Consider the following 18200-nt stretch of genomic DNA (forward strand, 5'->3'; position numbering starts at 1 on the left):
TTCAGGTTGGTAATGGAACGGGCGGGAGACCGAGCCGGCTCACGGCGTCAAGCGCCAAGGACCCAACGGCTTCCCGCCCAACCCCATCCTGACAGACTTCCAAGACACAGGGACCCATAACCACAGGGAGGAGTTTGGCGAAGATTCGGAGTTGCCAGCCCGCCACAAACCACTCCCTGGGGCTATGGGTCCCGGATCGGCGCGCGCCTGAGGGCGCGCTTGTCCGGGACGACAGCGGAGTGTGGCTCCCTTGCCGCGCATGTGATCCCACAGCCTGTCCACGTCGGGAATTAAACGCTACGCTGGCTGTTCTCCTTCATGAACTGATACAACCGAATCATGGCCACCGCTGCTGCATCCATCTCCGAACTCGTCCGCGGGACCAGCGTGCGGCAGGTGCGGCTCGTCTGCGGCGTGATCCTGTTCTGTTATGTGATCAGCCATTTCCTCAACCATGCGCTCGGCAATATTTCGGTCGAGGCCATGGAGGCCGGGGTCTACTACCACACCGTCTTCTGGCAGTTCCTCCCCGTCTCGATCGTGTTCTACACCGCCGCGCTCACGCATATGGGGCTCGGCATCTATGCGCTGTATCAGCGCCGGCAGTTCCGCTGGCGAACGATCGAGCCGCTGCAGCTCGTGCTGGGCCTCAGCATCCCCGCATTGGTCATGGCACACGTGGTCGGGGTGCGACTCGGCTACACGCTGTACGATCACCAGAAGCTCTATCCGCAGGAGCTCTATCTGTTCTTCGTCGCGGCGCCGGGCCGGCTCTGGCAGATGACGATCCTGCTGCTCATCGCCTGGGTGCACGGCTGCATCGGAATTTATTTCTGGCTCCGCCTCAAGCCGTTCTTCGCGCGCGCGGCACCCTATCTGCTCGCCGCTGCGGTGCTGATCCCGACATTGTCGCTGCTCGGCATCTACCAGGGCGGCCGCAGCGTAGCGATCGAGGCCGACGACGGGGAATGGCGCACGCATAATCTCACGCGACGCCAGGTCGGCACGGTCGCGGAAGGCAACACGCTCGATCGCATCACCGGCGCCTTCACCATCACCTATTTTGGGCTGCTTGGCCTGGCGCTGGCCGCACGCGGCGTGCGGGCCTGGCGCGAGCGGCGCGGCGGCATGATCGCGCTGTCCTACGGCAACGGCAGGACGGTGCGGGTTCCCAAGGGCCTCTCCGTGCTGGAAGCGAGCCTGCGGCACAATCTGCCGCATGCCAGCGTCTGCGGCGGCCGCGCTCGCTGCTCGACCTGCCGCATCCGTGTCATCGGCGATCATGGCGTCCTGCCCGAGCCGTCGCAGCGCGAGGCCTTCGTGCTGACCCGCGTCGGCACCAACGACCCCTCGATCAGGCTGGCCTGCCAGCTGCGGCCGACGTCGGATCTCTCCTTCTTCCAGCTGTTCACCCCGCAAACGTCGTCGGCCAACGCGCAGGCCTCGGCGCCGGCGAGGATCGGCCAGGAGCGCTATCTCGTCAGCCTGTTCGTGGACATGCGCGGCTCGACCCAGCTCGCCGAGAAGCGGCTGCCGTTCGACACCGTCTTCATCGTCAACCGCTTCCTCGGCGCGGTCTCGCAGGCCGTGATCGAGAATGGCGGCCAGCCGAACCAGTTCGTCGGCGACGGCATGCTGGCGCTGTTCGGGCTCACGGCCGATCCGCAAACCGCCTGCCGGCAGGCGCTGAAGGCTGCCAGCGGCATCGCCACCCATATCGACGAGCTGAACCAGCTGTTGAGCCACGATCTTCGCCAGCCGATCCGCTTCGGCATCGGAATTCACGGCGGCGAGGTTATCATCGGCGACATCGGCTATCGCGATCACATCGTCTTCACGGCGCTGGGCGATGCCGTCAACGTCGCCGCCCGCCTGCAGGACATGACCAAGACGCTGGCCTGCGAGGCGATCGTCTCGGACGAAATCCGCCGCACCGCGGGCCTCGCCGACGATACGCTGCCGCAACAGGAGGTCGCGATCCGCGGCCGCGACGAGCCGATGGCCGTGCGCGTCGTCGCGGATGCGCGGGAGCTGGCGGAGCTGGTCGATCGAAGCGAGCGCGTCGCGGCTTAAGGTGCGAGCGACGGAGGCGGCGCGCTCCCTCTCCCGCTTGCGGGAGAGGGTGTCTCCGCAACGGGACAATCCCCAAGAGGAGAAAGCCCTCACCCGCGCGCGGGACGATGCTTCGCATCGCCCGGGGCGCGACCTCTTCGCAAGCGGGCGAGGTGCAGCGAGCACGCGGCGGCATTGAGTCAAACAACCAACGTCGTCCCCACGTAACACCGGCGTGCTGCAACGCAGCGGCATGGGCCTGCTGCGAAAGCACGAATTGACTTCGTTCAAATCGTTGCGACAGATGAGCGCGGCTCGCGGTGATGACCGCGAGCCAACGAAAAGCTCCGGGAGGGGACCAGATGTTCGATCGACGCGACCTGCTCAAAGGAGCGGGGCTTGCCACACTTGCGGCCACACTCAATTCCACCAAGGCGCTGGCACTCGATACCGTGACCCTGCCCTTCGCCAATGGCGAACGGCCGCTGGTGAAATACCCGCAGAAGCGAGCGATGATTGGGCTAACCAGCCGGCCGCCGCAGCTCGAGACGCCGTTTGCGATCTTCAACGACGGTCCGATCACGCCGAACAATGCGTTCTTCGTGCGCTATCACCTCTCCGACCTGCCCTACAATCTCGACCCCGACAAGTTCACGCTCGAGGTCAAGGGCAAGGTCGACAAGCCGCTGAAACTTTCACTGAAAGACATCAGGAAGATGAAGGCGACCGAGATCGTCGCCGTCAACCAGTGCTCCGGCAACAGCCGCGGCTTCTTCGAGCCGCGCGTCGCCGGCGGCCAGCTCGCCAACGGCGCGATGGGCAATGCGCGCTGGCGCGGCGTGCCGCTGAAAGCGGTGCTGGAGATGGCCGGCGTGCAGAGCGGCGCCAAGCAGGTCACCTTCAACGGCATGGACGGGCCGGTCAGCGACAAGACGCCTGACTTCGTCAAGGCACTCGATATCGCTCACGCCACCGACGGCGAGGTGATGCTGGCCTATGGCATGAACGGCGAGGACCTGCCGTTCCTCAACGGCTTCCCGCTGCGCCTGATCGTGCCCGGCTATTACGGCACCTACTGGGTCAAGCACCTCAACGAGATCACCGTCATCGACAACGTCTATGACGGCTTCTGGATGAAGTCGGCCTATCGCATTCCCGATACGCCGAACAATTCGGTCGAGCCCGGCACCGCGCCGAAGGCAACGATCCCGATCAACCGCTTCACCATCCGCTCCTTCATCACCAACGTGCCTGATGGCGCCAAGCTGAAGGCGGGACGCACGACGCTGCGCGGCATCGCTTTCGACGGCGGCAAAGGCATCAAGCAGGTCGAAATCTCCACCGACGGCGGCAAGACCTGGACGAGCGCCAAGCTCGGCAAGGATCTCGGCAAATACTCCTTCCGCGAATGGATGCTGCCGGTGAAGCTTGCTTCCGGCCAGTTCGAGCTGAAGGTGCGTGCCACCGGCAATGGCGGCGAGACGCAGCCGGATACGCCGCGCTGGAACCCGGCGGGTTATCTACGCAACGTCGTCGAAACCGTCCGCGTCACCGTGGCCTGAGGGAGAATGATCATGCAGCGCACCGTTCTCCTCGCCGCCTCCCTCGCCCTCACCACCGGACTGACGGCCGTGACCGCGGCGCCCGTCAACTATCAGCTTCCGGACGAGGTCGCCGCCTTCAAGGCGGGGCCCAATCTCGAGGTCGTCCAGGGCAATTGCAGCGCCTGCCACTCGGCCGACTACGTCAAGACGCAACCGCCGATGAAGGACAAGAAAGGCTTCTGGCAGGCCGAGGTGACAAAGATGATCAAGGTCTATGGTGCACCGATCGACGATGCCGATGTCGGCAAGATCGTCGATTACCTGGCCGCGACGTATTGACGGACAGCGCGCAGCACGCGGGCCATTTGACCGCGAAACGGGCAAAACCGGCAAAAACGCCGCGAAGTTGAGCGGAATTCGGCGAAAGGCCGATGTGGTTTGAGCTACCAAGCCGGCCACATTCCGCGTATCCTGTTAGGACCGAACCGGCCGGTTGGCGGGGACTGGCGGTTCGAGATCTCGGAGGAAGACCCGCGGAGAAGTCGTGATGGCTAAAGGTACGGTCAAGTGGTTCAACCCGACGAAGGGTTATGGATTTATCCAGCCTGCGTCGGGCGGCAAGGATGTGTTCGTGCATATCTCGGCAGTGCAGAAAGCCGGTCTGTCGTCCCTGAACGAAGGACAGACGGTGGAATACGAAGAGATCGCAAACCGGGGCAAGACCTCCGCAGAGAACCTCAAAGTATAAGCCCGCCAGCTTCTGCTGCCTCCCGGACCCTTCCGGGAGCCGGGCCAAGAAAATTTTAGAAGACGGCCAGTGCATTCGACGACAGGCGTTGCGACTGCACACGGAGAGCTATTTCCCGCGAGGACCGCTCGTTCAACGCCTCAGCAATGACAATCGCGACGGCACTTCGTCAGCCCACCGGTAACGGTGCGTCGCGCTTGATCTCCTCCATCACCGCATAGGTCCGCGTCTCGCGCACGCCCGGCATCGACAGCAGGGTCTCGCCGAGGAAGCGTCGATACGCCGCCATGTCCGCGAGCCGCGCCTTCACAAGATAGTCGAAGCCGCCGGCAACCATGTGACACTCCAGCACCTCGGGCGCGAGTTTCACGGCGCGTGCAAACCGTTCGAAATTGTCCGGCGTGGTCTTGTCGAGCAGCACCTCGACGAACACCAACAGGCCGAGACCGAGCCGGTGCGGGTTGAGCCGCGCGCCATAGCCTTCGACAAAGCCCTCGCGCTGCAAGCGCTTCAGTCGCTCGCCGATCGAGGTTGGCGACAACCCGATGCGCTCGGCGAGTTCGACATTGGCGATGCGCCCATCCTCCTGCAAAATCGAGAGGATCTTCCGGTCGATTCGATCGAGTTCCATGATTTATCAGGCCAATCTGCTTCTCGTCTTCATTTTCTAAGGCAAATCGCCTAGATTGTCTATCGAACTGCGGTCACGCGGGCCTTATCCTGGATTTTAGCCACAGGACACGCCATGCCGAACATCCCGCCGCCCTTCACCGCCCCCTACGCGCCCGATGATGCCGAGATCGCCGCGCGCCTCTTGCCGACATCGCATCTGTCCCCGCCGCAGGAGGCCCGGATCGACCGCACCGCGACGCGGCTGATCGAGGCGATCCGCAAGCGCGACGACCGGCTTGGCGGGGTCGAGGACATGCTGCGGGAGTTCGCGCTCTCAACCAAGGAGGGGCTGGCACTGATGGTGCTGGCCGAGGCGCTGCTGCGCGTGCCGGATGCGCGCACCGCCGACCAGTTCATCGAGGACAAGCTCGGCGAGGGCGACTTCATCCACCACGAGACCAAGTCCACCGCCTTCCTGGTCAACGCCTCGGCCTGGGCGCTCGGCCTGTCGGCGCGGGTGATCCAGCCCGGAGAGACGCCCGACGGCACCATCGGCCGTCTGGTGAAGCGGCTGGGGGCACCTGCGGTGCGCACCGCCACGCGTCAGGCGATGCGGCTGATGGGCAACCATTTCGTGCTGGGGGAAACCATCGAGCAGGCGCTGGAGCGGGGCAAGCCGCGCTCCGGTGAGAGGCCGCGCTATTCCTTCGACATGCTCGGCGAAGGCGCGCGCACGGCCGCCGATGCCAAGCGTTATTTCGATGCCTATGCCAGGGCGATCGAGACGATCGGCAAGGCTGCGGGCAGCAATCCCCTGCCCGACCGGCCCGGCATCTCGGTCAAGCTCTCGGCGCTGCATCCGCGCTTCGAGGCGATCAGCCGCGAGCGCGTGATGGCCGAACTGGTGCCGCTGCTGCTCGATCTCGCGCAGCGCGCCAAGGCGCATAACCTCAACTTCACCGTCGATGCCGAGGAAGCCGACCGGCTGGAGCTGTCACTCGAAATGATCGCGGCAACGCTCGCCGATCCCTCGCTGGCCGGCTGGGACGGATTTGGCCTCGCGATCCAGGCCTATCAGAAGCGCGCCAGCGCGGTGATCGATTACGTCGATTCGCTCGCGCGCGCGCATGACCGCAAGTTGATGGTGCGGCTCGTCAAGGGCGCCTATTGGGACACCGAGATCAAGCGCGCGCAGGAGCGCGGGCTCGACGGCTATCCCGTGTTCACGCGCAAGGCGATGACGGATCTGAACTACGTCGCCTGCGCGACGAAGCTTTTGAGTCTTCGGCCGCGCATCTTCCCGCAATTCGCCACCCACAACGCGCTGACCGTCGCGACCGTGCTGGAGCTCGCCGGAAAGAGCGGCGGGTTCGAATTCCAGCGCCTGCACGGCATGGGCGAAGCGCTCTACGAGCAGCTCGCCAAGGATCATCCCGAGACCGCCTACCGCACCTATGCCCCGGTCGGCAGCCATCGCGACCTGCTCGCCTATCTGGTGCGGCGTCTCCTGGAGAATGGCGCCAACTCGTCGTTCGTGGCGCAGGCCGCCGATTATCGCGTTCCGGTGCCGGCGCTGTTGCAGCGTCCGGCGGATGCCATTGTCCGGCCGCAAGCGGCGGCGCATCCCAAAATCCCGTTGCCTGGTGATCTCTACGCGCCGGAGCGGCGCAATTCGCGCGGCGTCGAGTTCGGCGCACGCGTCGCGCTCGATCATTTGCTCGCTGACGTCAAAGCCGAGGCGACCGATCTCGAGCCGATTGCGGATGCCACTCCGGATCAAGCCAATGCGGCGGTGGCCGCGGTACGCGCCGGCTTCGCCGCCTGGACCCGGACACCGGCGACCACGCGCGCGGCGGCGCTGGAGCAGGCCGCGCATCTCCTGGAGAGCCGCAGCGCCCGCTTCATCGCGCTGCTGCAAATCGAGGGCGGCAAGACGCTCGACGACGCGCTGTCGGAGCTGCGCGAGGCCGCCGATTTCTGCCGCTATTATGCTGCGCAAGGCCGCAAGCTGTTTGGCGTTGATGCGGCAATGCCAGGCCCGACCGGCGAAAGCAACGCGCTCGCGATGCGTGGCCGCGGCATCTTCGTCGCAATCTCGCCGTGGAATTTTCCGCTGGCGATTTTCCTCGGCCAGGTCACGGCGGCGCTGATGGCTGGCAACAGCGTGGTGGCAAAGCCCGCCGAGCAGACCCCGCGCATCGCGCGCGAAGCTGTCGCCCTGCTGCACGAGGCCGGCATCCCGAAAGATGCGCTGCATCTCGTTGTCGGCGACGGCAAGTTCGGTGCGTTGCTGACGGCACATCCCGATATCGCCGGCGTCGTCTTCACCGGCTCTACCGAAGTTGCGCGGGCGATCAACCGGACGCTGGCCGCCAAGGACGGGCCGATCGTGCCGCTGATCGCGGAGACCGGCGGCATCAACGCCATGATCGCGGATGCCACCGCGCTGCCCGAGCAGGTCGCCGACGACGTCGTGACCTCCGCGTTCCGCTCCGCCGGCCAGCGTTGCTCGGCGCTGCGGCTGCTGTTCGTGCAGGAAGACGTCGCCGACCGCATGATCGAGATGATCGCGGGCGCGGCACGCGAGTTGAAGATCGGCGATCCCCGTGACGTCGCGACCCATGTCGGCCCGGTGATCGACCTGGAGGCGAAGCAGCGGCTGGACGCCCATATCGCGCGGATGAAGAGTGAGGCAAAACTGCAGTTTGCCGGCACGACGCCGCAAGGCTGCTTCGTCGCGCCGCATATCTTCGAGCTCAGGGACGCCGGCCAGCTCACCGAGGAAGTGTTCGGCCCGATCCTGCACGTCGTGCGCTATCGCGCCGAAAACCTCGAACGCGTGCTGCGGGCGATCGAGCGCACCGGCTACGGCCTCACCCTCGGCGTCCATTCCCGCATCGACGACACCATCGAAGCCATCATCGATCGCGTGCAGGTCGGCAACATCTACGTCAACCGCAACATGATCGGCGCCGTGGTCGGTGTGCAGCCGTTCGGCGGCAACGGCCTGTCCGGAACCGGCCCCAAGGCCGGCGGCCCGCACTACCTCGCGCGCTTTGCGACGGAGCAGACCGTGACGATCAATACGGCCGCAGCCGGCGGCAACGCGGCGTTGCTTGCGGGGGAGGAGTGAGCGGCAAGTCCGGATCTCACAGCATCGCAATATCAGTTCCGTCATCCTGAGGCGCGAGTGGCGCGATGCCAGGCATCGCGCCGGGAGCGTCGAAGGATGGACGGCCCGATACAGCCGGACCGTCGCCCTTCGAGGGCCGCTGAAGAAGCGGCCACCTCAGGGTGACGGGGATGGAATTCGCGCCCACCGGACGTACGCCGACCGCCGCAATGGGCCCTGCGCCGAGCGCCGTTGCGTCCCGGCAAAACATCAGTCTAATTGCTCCATCACCTGCCCGCGCCAATTCCAGCGCGCGGGAAACGACAAGAGCGAGGGAGCAACGCCGCGATGGAAAAAGGCATCTTTTCGGGCCTGAAGGTTCTGGACTGCGCGAGCTTCATCGCAGCGCCCGCGGCCGCGACCGTGCTGTCGGATTTCGGCGCCGACGTCATCAAGATCGAGCCGCCCGGCGCCGGGGATCCCTACCGCAACCTGCCGAACCTGCCGGGCTACCCGACCGGCGAGCACAATTTCGCCTGGCTGCTGGAGGCCCGCAACAAGAAGAGCATCGCGCTCGACCTTGCCAAGCCGGAGGCGCAGGCCGTGCTCTACAAGCTGGTGGAAGAGGCCGATGTCTTCATCACCAACATGCCGCCGCCGGTGCGCGCCAAGCTCGGCATCACCCATGATCACCTCGCCCATCTCAACGACCGGCTGATCTACGCCTCCTTCACCGGCTATGGCGAGAAGGGCGAGGAGGCCAACAAGCCCGGCTTCGACAGCAACGCCTATTGGGCGCGCTCCGGCCTGATGGACCTCGTCCGCGCCGACACTGACACCACGCCGGCCCGCTCGGTCGCCGGCATGGGCGACCACCCCTGCGCGATGGCGTTCTACGGCGCCATCGTCACCGCGCTCTATCAGCGCGAGAAGACCGGCAAGGGCTCGCACGTCGCCTCCAATCTGATGGCGAACGGCGTGTGGGCCGCGAGCGTGCTGGCGCAGGCAAAACTCTGCGGCGCCAAGTTCGGCGAGCGGCGTCCGCGCGAGCGTGCGCTGAACGCAGTCGCCAACCACTATCAATGCAAGGACGGCCGCTGGCTGATCCTGTCGCTGCTTAGCGAGGAGAAGCAGTTTCCAACGCTGGCGAAGTGCCTGGGGCGCGAAGACCTCATCACCGATCCGCGCTTCGCCACCAAACCCGACCGTCACGCCCGCTCGGTGGAGCTGATCAAGATCTTCGACGAAACCTTCGCGACCAGGGATCTTGCCGAATGGCGCAAGATTCTCGACGGCAACGGCCTCGTGTTCGGCGTCGTCGCCATTCTAGATGACATCCCCAACGACAAGCAGATGCTCGACAACGAGGTGCTGGTGCCGTTCGAGAACGACACTATGCTGACCATCTCCAGCCCGATCTGGATCGACGGCACCAAGAAGGTGCAGCCGCGCAAGCCGCCCGCTGTGGGCGAGCACAGTGACGAGATTTTGCGCGAGGCGGGATACGACGAGACCGCGATCAAGCAACTGCGGTCGTCGGGGGCGGTGGGCTGAGGCTGCACCACACGCTCCGCCGTCGTCCCGGGGCGCGCATAGCGCGAACCCGGGACCCATAACCCACAGGGAGCAGTTTGGCGAAGACTCGTCGTTCGGGACTTCTACCGCACTACGACCGATAGATTCCGCGGTATGGGTCCGGCGTTCGCCGGGACGACACTGAGCAAGACGCATTGCTGGATTGCTTCGCTGCGCTCGCAATGACGACGCGAGACGATGTAACTTCACCGTCAATATCCCCCTCGCGAGGTCCCATGCCCAGCTACCGCCTGCACTACTTCCCCGAATCCGGCAACAGCTACAAGCTGGCGCTGATGCTGACGCTTTGCGGCGAGAGGTTCGAGCCGGTGTGGACCGATTTCGGCGGCGGCGTCACGCGCACGGCGGAATGGCGCAAGGCCGTCAACGAGATGGGCGAAATCCCGGTGCTTGAAGTCGACGGCGTGAAGATGACGCAGACCGCGCCGCTCCTCTTGAAGCTCGCCGAGCAATATGGGCGCTTCGGCGCCGCAACGGAGGACGAAAAGTTCGAGCTGCTGCGCTGGCTGTTCTGGGACAACCACAAGCTCACCGGCTACATGGCAACCTATCGCTTCATGCGCGCCTTCACCGAGAAGAACGACCCGCAGGTGCTGAAACACTTTCGCCGCCGGCTCGAGGATTTCCTCGGCATCCTCGACGGGCATCTCCAGCACAACGAATTCGCGATCGGTGCAAAGCCGACGGTCGCGGACATCTCGATGATGGCCTATCTGCATTATCCGAGCGACGAACACGGCTTCGATTTCGCGGCGAGCCATCCCGCCATCCACGCCTGGCTCGGCCGCATGGCCGCACTGCCCGGCTGGAAGCCGGCGTATGAGCTGCTGCCGGGCAAGCGGATGACGAACTACGCGAAGTGAGAAACTACCGCAGCGACAGCCAGCCGAGCGTGAACAGGATGCCGCCGACGATGACGGCCATCGCGATCGCCCAGATGCTGACCCGGGCGCTGCCGGTGACCTGCTTGACTTCCTCATTGCGCGCAATCTCGCGATTGCGCTCCTTGTTGGCTTCGCCAGTATTCGTCATGAATCATCCAAATCGCTTTGTCGTTTTGCGCATGATCTTGTCGGAAAACCGCTACACACTTTTCCGGATCATGCGCTAACGCGTCTTGATGAAGCACATGCCGATGCGGCGCGAGGCCGCGGCAGCCTGACAGGTGAGACCGTTAGCACAGCTCCATGACGTAAAACTCTCATCTCGCGTTCCCGATCCCGCATCTTGCAGGGAGCAATGCGCGCCCCAGCCGTCCTGATATTCGCTCCCGGCGAGCTCCCGGCTGCCGCGGGTCTGCGGTCGGCCGGCAAATCCGCGTGAGAAATCAGGACGTTTGCCGGTGGCGAACGTGGTCAGGATGTCGCGGCGGCGGGGCTGGTCGCCGAGAAAGTGCGGCGAGGCCGGCACGATGCTCGCATTGGACGACCTGTCCGCCAGCCAATCGACGCCCGGAAAGTGAAAGCCGCCGATGCCGCGGGTCTGGTGGCAGCCTGAGCAGGTGACGTCGTTGAGACGGCGCTGAAAGCCCGCGACCGAGCGGATGTTTTGCACGTCGCCGCGCGCGACCGCCTGCTTCAACGCACCGACCACGTCGTTATCGGCGAAGACCGCTTTGCCCTCCCCTTCAGCCTGCATCATGCCGAATTCCGGCTGCAGCGCCGAAGCATCGAGGCCGGCCGGCGTCGGCACCACCGCACTTCTGGCCAGGAATTTCTCGGGGATCAGCACGGTGCCGCGATCGAACTCGCGAAGATGCTCGGGTGCGAGCAGCCAATCCTTGAAGTCGCGCCGAAGCGCATCGTCCGACATGATCCGGTCGCGGTCGATCTGGTTCTCCAGCGTCGATTCCTCGAAGGCCTTCGTGGCGGAATTGTACTTGAACACCTTGAGCAGATAGTCGGAGCGGAAATCGTGCAGCGCCGACTTCGCCGCGACCGAGAGCTGGATGTTGGTCTCGATGCGATCGAGCATGGCGTCGTCTCGACTGCCGATCAGCTCTTGCCAATTGCCATTGTCGAGCCAGCGCCGCGCGAGCTCGGCGCAACTGATCGGCTTGCCCTCTGCGTCCGTCTGGCGCGCATCCCGCGCCTTCATCACCAGATTGAGCGTCATCGGCAACCGCGTCGCGGTTTTGCCGTCGAAACGCGCCAGCCGGTAGATCAGCCGGATCTCGCCGCAGGAATCCTCCGACGCATAGGCGCGGTCCATGCGGTTGACGATGCCGGCCAGCACGAAGCGCGTGTCGCGGGATTTCAGCACGGCCCGATCGAACAGCTGCACGTCAAAGCCCTCGCCGACGCCGATGGTCTCGGTCGGATAGGCCGCCTTCTGCCTGATGATGTAGCGGTCGAACTCCGCGTCGATCGCCGGCGGGATGTCCTTGAGCTGGGACAGCTCTGAAAACAGCAGGTCGGTCGTCAGCGGACCATCCGCCTTGCGCTCCGGCGACAACAGGCGCGAGATCGTGAGAGCGTCGCCCTCGTCGAGCTTGCGCAGCAGATCGGGATCGGTGATGGCCGTGCCACGCGTCAGCGGCGCGGTCTCCGCTGCCGATAGCGCGGCAGTACCGCCGAACAACACGGCGGCAGCAAGGAGAATTCGCAACGCACGGCTCATGCCTGAGGTAACACCGCGGCGGTCCGCCTATTCAAGCAAAAAGGCGCTTCACATGGTGGTGAAGCGCCCTTCGAAAGTCGTATCTGAGCCGCTCAGCGCGAGACGATCAGCCCCTTGCTGGTGACGACGACCCAGCGGCCGTCCTGGCGGCGGATCGCATCGACGCGGCCGAGGCCGGGGATGGGATCGCCGGGATAGACCTCGTAGAGCCCGTCGCGGCCCTCGATCAGCGCACCGCCATTGGCGGCGTTGCGCAGCCGCCAGCCTTCGACCGTCGGCAGGCGGCCGACCTCGGTCTTGGGCGCGGCAGCCACTGGGGCCGGTGCGGCGGCGGCGGTCGCAACCTGGGTCGGCGCGATCGAGCCGGTGGTCTCCTTGGGCACCGCTGCTGCGGCCTGCGCGGGGGCGGCGGGAGGCGTGGCGCGGAGCTTGTCGACGGTCTCGGACAGCTTTGCGATTTTGGCCATCGGCTCGGCCTGCGCCTTCTCGAGCTTGTCGAGGCGGTCGTTGGCCCGGTTGAACTGGGTGACGCCGGTTTTCGAGCTGTGCTCGACATTGGCCTTGAGCGCGACGAGGTCGGCATCGATCCGGGCGACCGAAGCATCGAGCGCGCTGGTGTCGGCGACCTGCACCGGCGCCTGGGCCGGGGCGGCGAAATGCATCATGCCCGCGGTCGCGAGCGCGCCGCTGATGGCGCCGACGCCGGCGGCGATCGCCACCACCGCGGCCATCGCCGACAGGCGGCGCTTGCCGCCAGTCTCGCGCGGCTCCTCCGCCTTCACATGCGGGGCAAAATCCTCACGGTCCCAAGAGCCGTCCCAAGACCGCTCCGACGGCGCCATCACGATCAGCTTGCCGGGCTTCGGCTCGGGCTTGGTTTCGGCTTTGGCTTCGAGCTTCGGCACGTCGATCCGGGATGCCTCAATCTTTGGCGGCTCGACCTTGATCGGATCAGGTTTGGGCGGTGCCTCATGGTCCGGGGCAATCGAGGGAGCCTCGATCCCAGCGGCCTCGACGGCCTGCGGCGCGGTCGCAGCAGCCTCGACGACGCCGGTGTCCTGGGCAGCCTGCTCGGGCATTGGTTCGCTCACGGCTCAAATACTCCAGTCTGGGTTGACCTTTTGGTAACTTTCATTGCTTGCGAAATCCTTACCTGCGGACCCGCTTACCGAAATTTTAGGAAGTTATCCGGGGCCGAATTTGGCCGGGAAAGTGGAACCGGTGTGGCGGGCGTGAAACAAATTGTAATCGGGCGAAGATGAACGGCGGAGCAACGGGAGACTCACGGCGCGATCTCCAACCCGTCATCCCCGCGCAACGGCGAAGCCGTTGTCGCTGGAGGTGCGAGTGGCGCGGTGCGTAGTACCGCGCCAGGAGCCTCGAAGGATGAACGGCCGAGCTGCTGCAGCCGGGCCGTCGCCCTCCGAGGCTCGCTGCGCTCGCACCTCAGGGTGACGGGGAGAGAGTTGAGCGCGGCCGCCTCCGCACCGTCACATCACGACCGGCGCGTCCGGCAGCTCGTTCGCATGCAATGCACCCGGCGGAAAATGCTGCGCCAGTTCGCGCGACACCGCCGCAATGCCGTCGATCACGCCGCGCTCGAACTGGCCCGACCTGAACTGCGTCTCCATTGCGCGGCAGATGCTCTCCCAGCCTTCGGCACCGACCTTGGCGTGGATGCCGCGGTCGGCGACGATCTCGACATCGCGGTCGGCGAGCAGGAGATAGATCAGGACGCCGTTGTTATGCGCGGTGTCCCAGATGCGCAGATGCGCGAACACGTCGAGCGCGCGCTCGCGGGCCGGCTGGTTGCGGAACAGGGGACGGCCGTCGAGTGCGCCTTCGACCACGAAGCGGACCTGGCCGGAATGGGTGATCTCGCCCTGCTTGATCGCCTGCTCGATGCGGGCGAGCACGGCCAGCGGAAAGATCTGCTTTGCCCGCCAATGATGCTGCACGAGATGTCTGGCAATGCGCTTGATGCTCATGACCGCTACCAGCTCCCCGAGGCGCCGCCGCCGCCAAAACTGCCGCCACCGCCGCTGAAGCTGCCGCTGTCACTGCTGCTCGACGATCCGCTGCTCCAGCCACCCGACGAGGAGCCGCTCGACCACGAGCCGCCGCGCGAACGGCCAGTGCCCGGCGTGATCGCCGAAAACAGATCGGCGACGAATCCGATGATGAAGCCGAGCGCTCCGACCGCCATGGCGAGCGCGAAGGAGCCAAGAATGAGCCAGGTCAGCCCTGCGATGATGCCGCCGGTCACCAGGGATCCAAGCAGCCGCCCCAGCATGGCCCGGAAGAACCCGCCGACCCCGATCGAGGCGAACAGCGTCACGATGAAGATCGGCGCGAGATCGTCCAGATTGCCGAAGTTGACGGTGGGAGAAGGAACCGGCAACGGCTCGCCGTCGATGACGCGGATCATGCGATCGACGCCATCCGCGATGCCGCCGCCGAAATCGCCCGTCCGGAATTTCGGTGTGATGATCTCGTCGATGATGCGTCGCGAGGTGACGTCGGTGAGCGCGCCTTCGAGGCCGTAGCCGACCTCGATGCGCAAATGCCGGTCGTTCTTGGCGACGACGAGGATCGCGCCGTCGTCGACCCTCTTGCGGCCGATCTTCCAGGCCTCCGCAACGCGGATCGAGAATTGCTCGATCGTCTCCGGCTGCGTGCTCGGCACGATCAGGACGGCGATCTGGCTGCCCTTGCGCGTTTCGAACTCGCGCAGCTTTTGCGACAGCGAGGCGAGGTCGCTGCTGGACAGCATGCCAGTCTGGTCGACCACGCGGCCGGTGAGCTGCGGCACGGCGACGTCGGCTGAGGCGGAGGATGCGAAGGCGAAAAGGAGTGCCGCAATGAAAACCGCGCGCCACACACTCAGTGTCATCGCCCGGCTTGACCGGGCGATCCAGTATTCCAGAGACGCCAGCGAGATACGGAGAGGCTGCGGCGTACTGGATTCCCCGCTTTCGCGGGGAATGACAGTGGTGGGTGGAATTAAGACCATTCGCAAAACGGCGCGCGCTTACTTCGACGGTGCCGGCGACGGGTTGAAATCGACCTTCGGCGCGGTCGAGATTTCCTTCTCGTTTGCGACCGAGAAGTTCGGCTTCTCCTTGTAGCCGAACATCATCGCGGTGAGGTTGCTCGGGAAGGAGCGGATGGTGACGTTATAATCCTGCACCGCCTTGATGTAGCGGTTGCGCGCCACCGTGATGCGGTTCTCGGTGCCCTCGAGCTGCGACATCAGATCCTTGAACAGCGCGTCCGACTTGAGCTGCGGGTAGTTCTCGGTGACGACCAGCAGCCGCGACAGCGCGCTGGAGAGCTCGCCCTGCGCGGCCTGGAACTTCTGGAAGGCGGCCGGATCGTTCAGCACCTCGGGCGTCGCCTGGATGCTGCCGACCTTGGCGCGCGCATTGGTGACGCCGAGCAGAACGTCCTTCTCCTGCTGGGCAAAGCCCTTCACCGAGTTGACGAGATTGGGCACGAGGTCGGCGCGGCGCTGATACTGGTTCACGACCTCGGACCAGTTGGACTTGATCTGCTCGTCCTCGCTCTGGATCGCGTTGTAGCCGCAATTGGTGAGGCTCAGCGAGGCCAGCGCCGCCAGCACGGTCAGGATCTTGCGCATTAAATTTCTCCCGGTGGAATCCCGTAACTCAATATCAGATAGCGATAACGCGGTGCCAGCTTTTCGGGTTCATTCCGGGGCGCGAAGCGAGCTATGGTGCGCCCTTGCGCACCTGAAAATCTCGAGATTCCGGGTCTGGTCCTTCGGACCATCCCGGCATGGCTGCGCTGGATGAGCGCCCCCCAGCCGACTGACGCAAGCCTCTTGCCTATCCCTGACCGACATAGTCAACTCGAGGAAACAATAAGACAGAGCACCGGGGGGAACGCGATGACCTCGTTCGAGACCATCCTCGTGGAGAGGCCGGATCCTGACATCACCCGGATCGTGATGAACCGGCCGGAGGCGCGCAACGCGCAGAACCTGCAAATGACCTACGACCTCAACGCCGCCTTCGACGCGGCGGTGCAGGACGATGCGGTCAAGGTGATCATCCTCGCCGGCAACGGTCCGCACTTCTCCTCCGGCCATGACCTGCGTCCCGGCGGCAAGAACACCGCCGGTGTCGATTTTACACCGATCGGAAATTGGGGCGGTTTTGCTGAACCGAATGCCCATGGCCGCTTCGCGCGCGAGCAGGAAATCTACCTCCAGATCACCCGGCGCTGGCGCAACCTCGCCAAGCCGACCATTGCCGAGGTGCACGGCAAGTGCATCGCCGGCGGGCTGATGCTGGCCTGGGCCTGCGACCTCATCATGGCCAGCGACGACGCGCAGTTCTGCGATCCCGTGGTGACCATGGGCGTCTGCGGCGTCGAATGGTTCGTGCACCCCTGGGAGCTCGGTGCGCGCAAGGCCAAGGAGTTCCTGTTCACCGCCGACAACTGGAGCGCCGAGGTGGCGCACCAGCTCGGCATGGTCAATCAGGTCGTGCCGCGCGCGGAGCTTTCTGCGCGCACGCTGGAGCTGGCGCGCAGGATTGCGGCAAAGCCGGCCTTCGCGCTGAAGATGACCAAGGAAGCGGTGAACCGCTCGGTCGACGTGATGGGCCAGCCCGCCGCGATCGACCAGGCCTTTGCGCTGCATCAGCTTTGCCATGCCCACAATCTTCAGGAGTTCGGCATGATCGTCGATCCCTCAGGCCTGCATCCCTCCGTGCGCAAGCCGCCGGCGGCCGCGGAGTAATTGCGATGGATCTTAATCTCAGCGACGAACAGCGGCTGCTGCGCGAGAGCGCGGAGCGCTTCGTGGCCGGAAGCTACGATGCCGATCACCGCCGCAAGATGGCGAACGATCCGCTCGGCTTCAGCCCGGCGGTGTGGAAGCAGTTCGCCGAGCTCGGCTGGCTGGCGCTGCCGATTGCGGAAGAGTTCGGCGGCCTTGGCGGCGGCGCGGTCGAGATAGGCATCCTGATGGAGGCGTTCGGTCGTGGGCTGGTATCGGAGCCCTATGTCGCGACCGTGGTGCTGGGAGCCGCACTGATCGCCAAATGCGGCACAAATGAGCAGAAGCAGGAGAGCCTGCTGAAGATCGCGGATGGATCATTGAAGCTTGCGTTGGCGCATTCCGAGCGCGCGGCAAGGTTCGATCTCGCCAGGGTCGCAACCGCCGCCGACCGGACCGCGCAGGGCTGGCGCCTTGCCGGCAGCAAGATCGCCGTGCTCGACGGTCATGCCGCCGACGAGTTCATCGTCTCCGCGCACATTCATGATCATCAGAGGCCTTCGGGACGGATCGACCTGTTCCTCGTGCCGGCGACAACGCCTGGCCTCGTCGTCAGCGACTATCCGCGCCTCGGCGGCGGTCGCGCCTGCAACATCGAGCTGTCCGACGTGCATCTGCCGGAGGACGCCCTGCTCGGTGACGGTCACGACGCGCTGCCGGCCATCGAATGGGCTATTGACTGCGCCATGGCGGCGCTCGGTGCGGAGGCCGTCGGCATCATGCAGACGCTGCTGGACACCACGCTCGAATACACCAAGATCCGAAAGCAGTTCGGACGGCCGCTGTCGGCCAACCAGGTGATCCGCCATCGCCTCGCCGACATGGCGATGCAGGTCGACGAGTCTCGCTCGATGGCACTGCGCGCTGCGCTCAAGGCAGATGCCGCGCCGGTCGAGCGGGCACGGGCCGCGTCCGGCGCGAAAGCCAAGATCGGCAAATGCGCGCGCTTCGTCGGCGAGCAGTCGATCCAGCTCCACGGCGGCATGGGCGTCACCGAGGAGCTCGAGGTCGGCGCCTATTTCAAGCGCCTCGTCGCCTTCGACACGCTGTTCGGCGGCAGCGCGCACCACTATGCCCGCCATGCCGAACTTGGCCGCAAGGCCTGATACCGGG

At 65.2% G+C, this 18200-nt stretch carries 16 protein-coding genes; 9 read left to right on the forward strand and 7 right to left on the reverse strand.

Annotated elements, in window-relative coordinates:
- Positions 1–339: 339 nt before the first annotated feature.
- The 4 genes from CV770_RS23780 to CV770_RS23795 all read left to right on the forward strand — a co-directional run bounded on the left by CV770_RS23780 (position 340) and on the right by CV770_RS23795 (position 4344).
- Positions 340–2073: an adenylate/guanylate cyclase domain-containing protein gene (locus CV770_RS23780; protein WP_104464069.1), complete on the forward strand. Its 1734-nt coding sequence runs from the start codon at positions 340–342 to the stop codon at positions 2071–2073.
- 341 nt (positions 2074–2414) lie between these two features.
- Positions 2415–3614 carry a SorA family sulfite dehydrogenase catalytic subunit gene (sorA, locus tag CV770_RS23785; RefSeq protein WP_104464070.1) on the forward strand — a complete coding sequence of 400 codons (1200 nt, stop codon included), beginning with the start codon at positions 2415–2417 and terminating at the stop codon, positions 3612–3614.
- 12 nt (positions 3615–3626) lie between these two features.
- Positions 3627–3935, forward strand: coding sequence for a SorB family sulfite dehydrogenase c-type cytochrome subunit (gene sorB / locus CV770_RS23790; protein ID WP_165637415.1), 309 nt, complete (start codon positions 3627–3629; stop codon positions 3933–3935).
- Positions 3936–4143: 208 nt separating this feature from the next.
- Positions 4144–4344 (forward strand): cold-shock protein, encoded by a 201-nt coding sequence (locus CV770_RS23795; protein ID WP_008134691.1) that lies wholly within the window; start codon positions 4144–4146, stop codon positions 4342–4344.
- A 169-nt stretch (positions 4345–4513) separates the two neighbouring features.
- Here CV770_RS23795 and CV770_RS23800 read toward each other — a convergent pair whose 3' ends face one another.
- Positions 4514–4975 (reverse strand): Lrp/AsnC ligand binding domain-containing protein, encoded by a 462-nt coding sequence (locus tag CV770_RS23800; protein ID WP_018317238.1) that lies wholly within the window; start codon positions 4973–4975, stop codon positions 4514–4516.
- Positions 4976–5089: 114 nt separating this feature from the next.
- Between CV770_RS23800 and putA the strand changes: the two genes are divergently transcribed.
- From putA to CV770_RS23815, 3 genes are all read left to right on the forward strand, one after another.
- Complete coding sequence (gene putA, locus CV770_RS23805; protein WP_104464071.1) at positions 5090–8089, forward strand: bifunctional proline dehydrogenase/L-glutamate gamma-semialdehyde dehydrogenase PutA; 3000 nt, start codon at positions 5090–5092, stop codon at positions 8087–8089.
- A gap of 327 nt (positions 8090–8416) precedes the next feature.
- Positions 8417–9622, forward strand: coding sequence for a CaiB/BaiF CoA transferase family protein (locus CV770_RS23810; RefSeq protein ID WP_091958009.1), 1206 nt, complete (start codon positions 8417–8419; stop codon positions 9620–9622).
- Between the two features lie 257 nt (positions 9623–9879).
- The gene (locus tag CV770_RS23815; RefSeq protein ID WP_091958013.1) at positions 9880–10527 is read left to right on the forward strand and encodes a glutathione S-transferase family protein; all 648 of its coding nucleotides are present in this window, start codon (positions 9880–9882) and stop codon (positions 10525–10527) included.
- Between the two features lie 4 nt (positions 10528–10531).
- Here CV770_RS23815 and CV770_RS42730 read toward each other — a convergent pair whose 3' ends face one another.
- The 6 genes from CV770_RS42730 to CV770_RS23845 all read right to left on the reverse strand — a co-directional run bounded on the left by CV770_RS42730 (position 10532) and on the right by CV770_RS23845 (position 15923).
- Positions 10532–10696: a hypothetical protein gene (locus tag CV770_RS42730; RefSeq protein ID WP_165637416.1), complete on the reverse strand. Its 165-nt coding sequence runs from the start codon at positions 10694–10696 to the stop codon at positions 10532–10534.
- Positions 10697–10771: 75 nt separating this feature from the next.
- Positions 10772–12283: a hypothetical protein gene (locus CV770_RS23820; protein WP_104464072.1), complete on the reverse strand. Its 1512-nt coding sequence runs from the start codon at positions 12281–12283 to the stop codon at positions 10772–10774.
- A gap of 92 nt (positions 12284–12375) precedes the next feature.
- On the reverse strand, positions 12376–13362 hold the full coding sequence (locus tag CV770_RS23825; RefSeq protein WP_201760014.1) for a hypothetical protein: 987 nt from the start codon (positions 13360–13362) through the stop codon (positions 12376–12378).
- A 411-nt stretch (positions 13363–13773) separates the two neighbouring features.
- A complete protein-coding gene (locus CV770_RS23830) occupies positions 13774–14271 on the reverse strand; it encodes a TPM domain-containing protein (RefSeq protein WP_104464074.1) in 498 nt (165 codons plus the stop codon).
- 5 nt (positions 14272–14276) lie between these two features.
- Positions 14277–15176, reverse strand: coding sequence for a TPM domain-containing protein (locus CV770_RS23835; protein ID WP_201760008.1), 900 nt, complete (start codon positions 15174–15176; stop codon positions 14277–14279).
- A gap of 138 nt (positions 15177–15314) precedes the next feature.
- Positions 15315–15923 (reverse strand): LemA family protein, encoded by a 609-nt coding sequence (locus CV770_RS23845; protein ID WP_104464076.1) that lies wholly within the window; start codon positions 15921–15923, stop codon positions 15315–15317.
- Positions 15924–16193: 270 nt separating this feature from the next.
- On the opposite strand from CV770_RS23845, the gene CV770_RS23850 reads away from it, so the two are divergent.
- Positions 16194–17048, forward strand: coding sequence for an enoyl-CoA hydratase (locus tag CV770_RS23850; protein WP_104464077.1), 855 nt, complete (start codon positions 16194–16196; stop codon positions 17046–17048).
- A gap of 5 nt (positions 17049–17053) precedes the next feature.
- Positions 17054–18193: an acyl-CoA dehydrogenase family protein gene (locus CV770_RS23855; protein ID WP_104464078.1), complete on the forward strand. Its 1140-nt coding sequence runs from the start codon at positions 17054–17056 to the stop codon at positions 18191–18193.
- Positions 18194–18200 lie beyond the last annotated feature (7 nt).

Source organism: Bradyrhizobium sp. AC87j1, assembly GCF_002936975.1.
Taxonomy (GTDB): Bacteria; Pseudomonadota; Alphaproteobacteria; order Rhizobiales; family Xanthobacteraceae; genus Bradyrhizobium; species Bradyrhizobium shewense.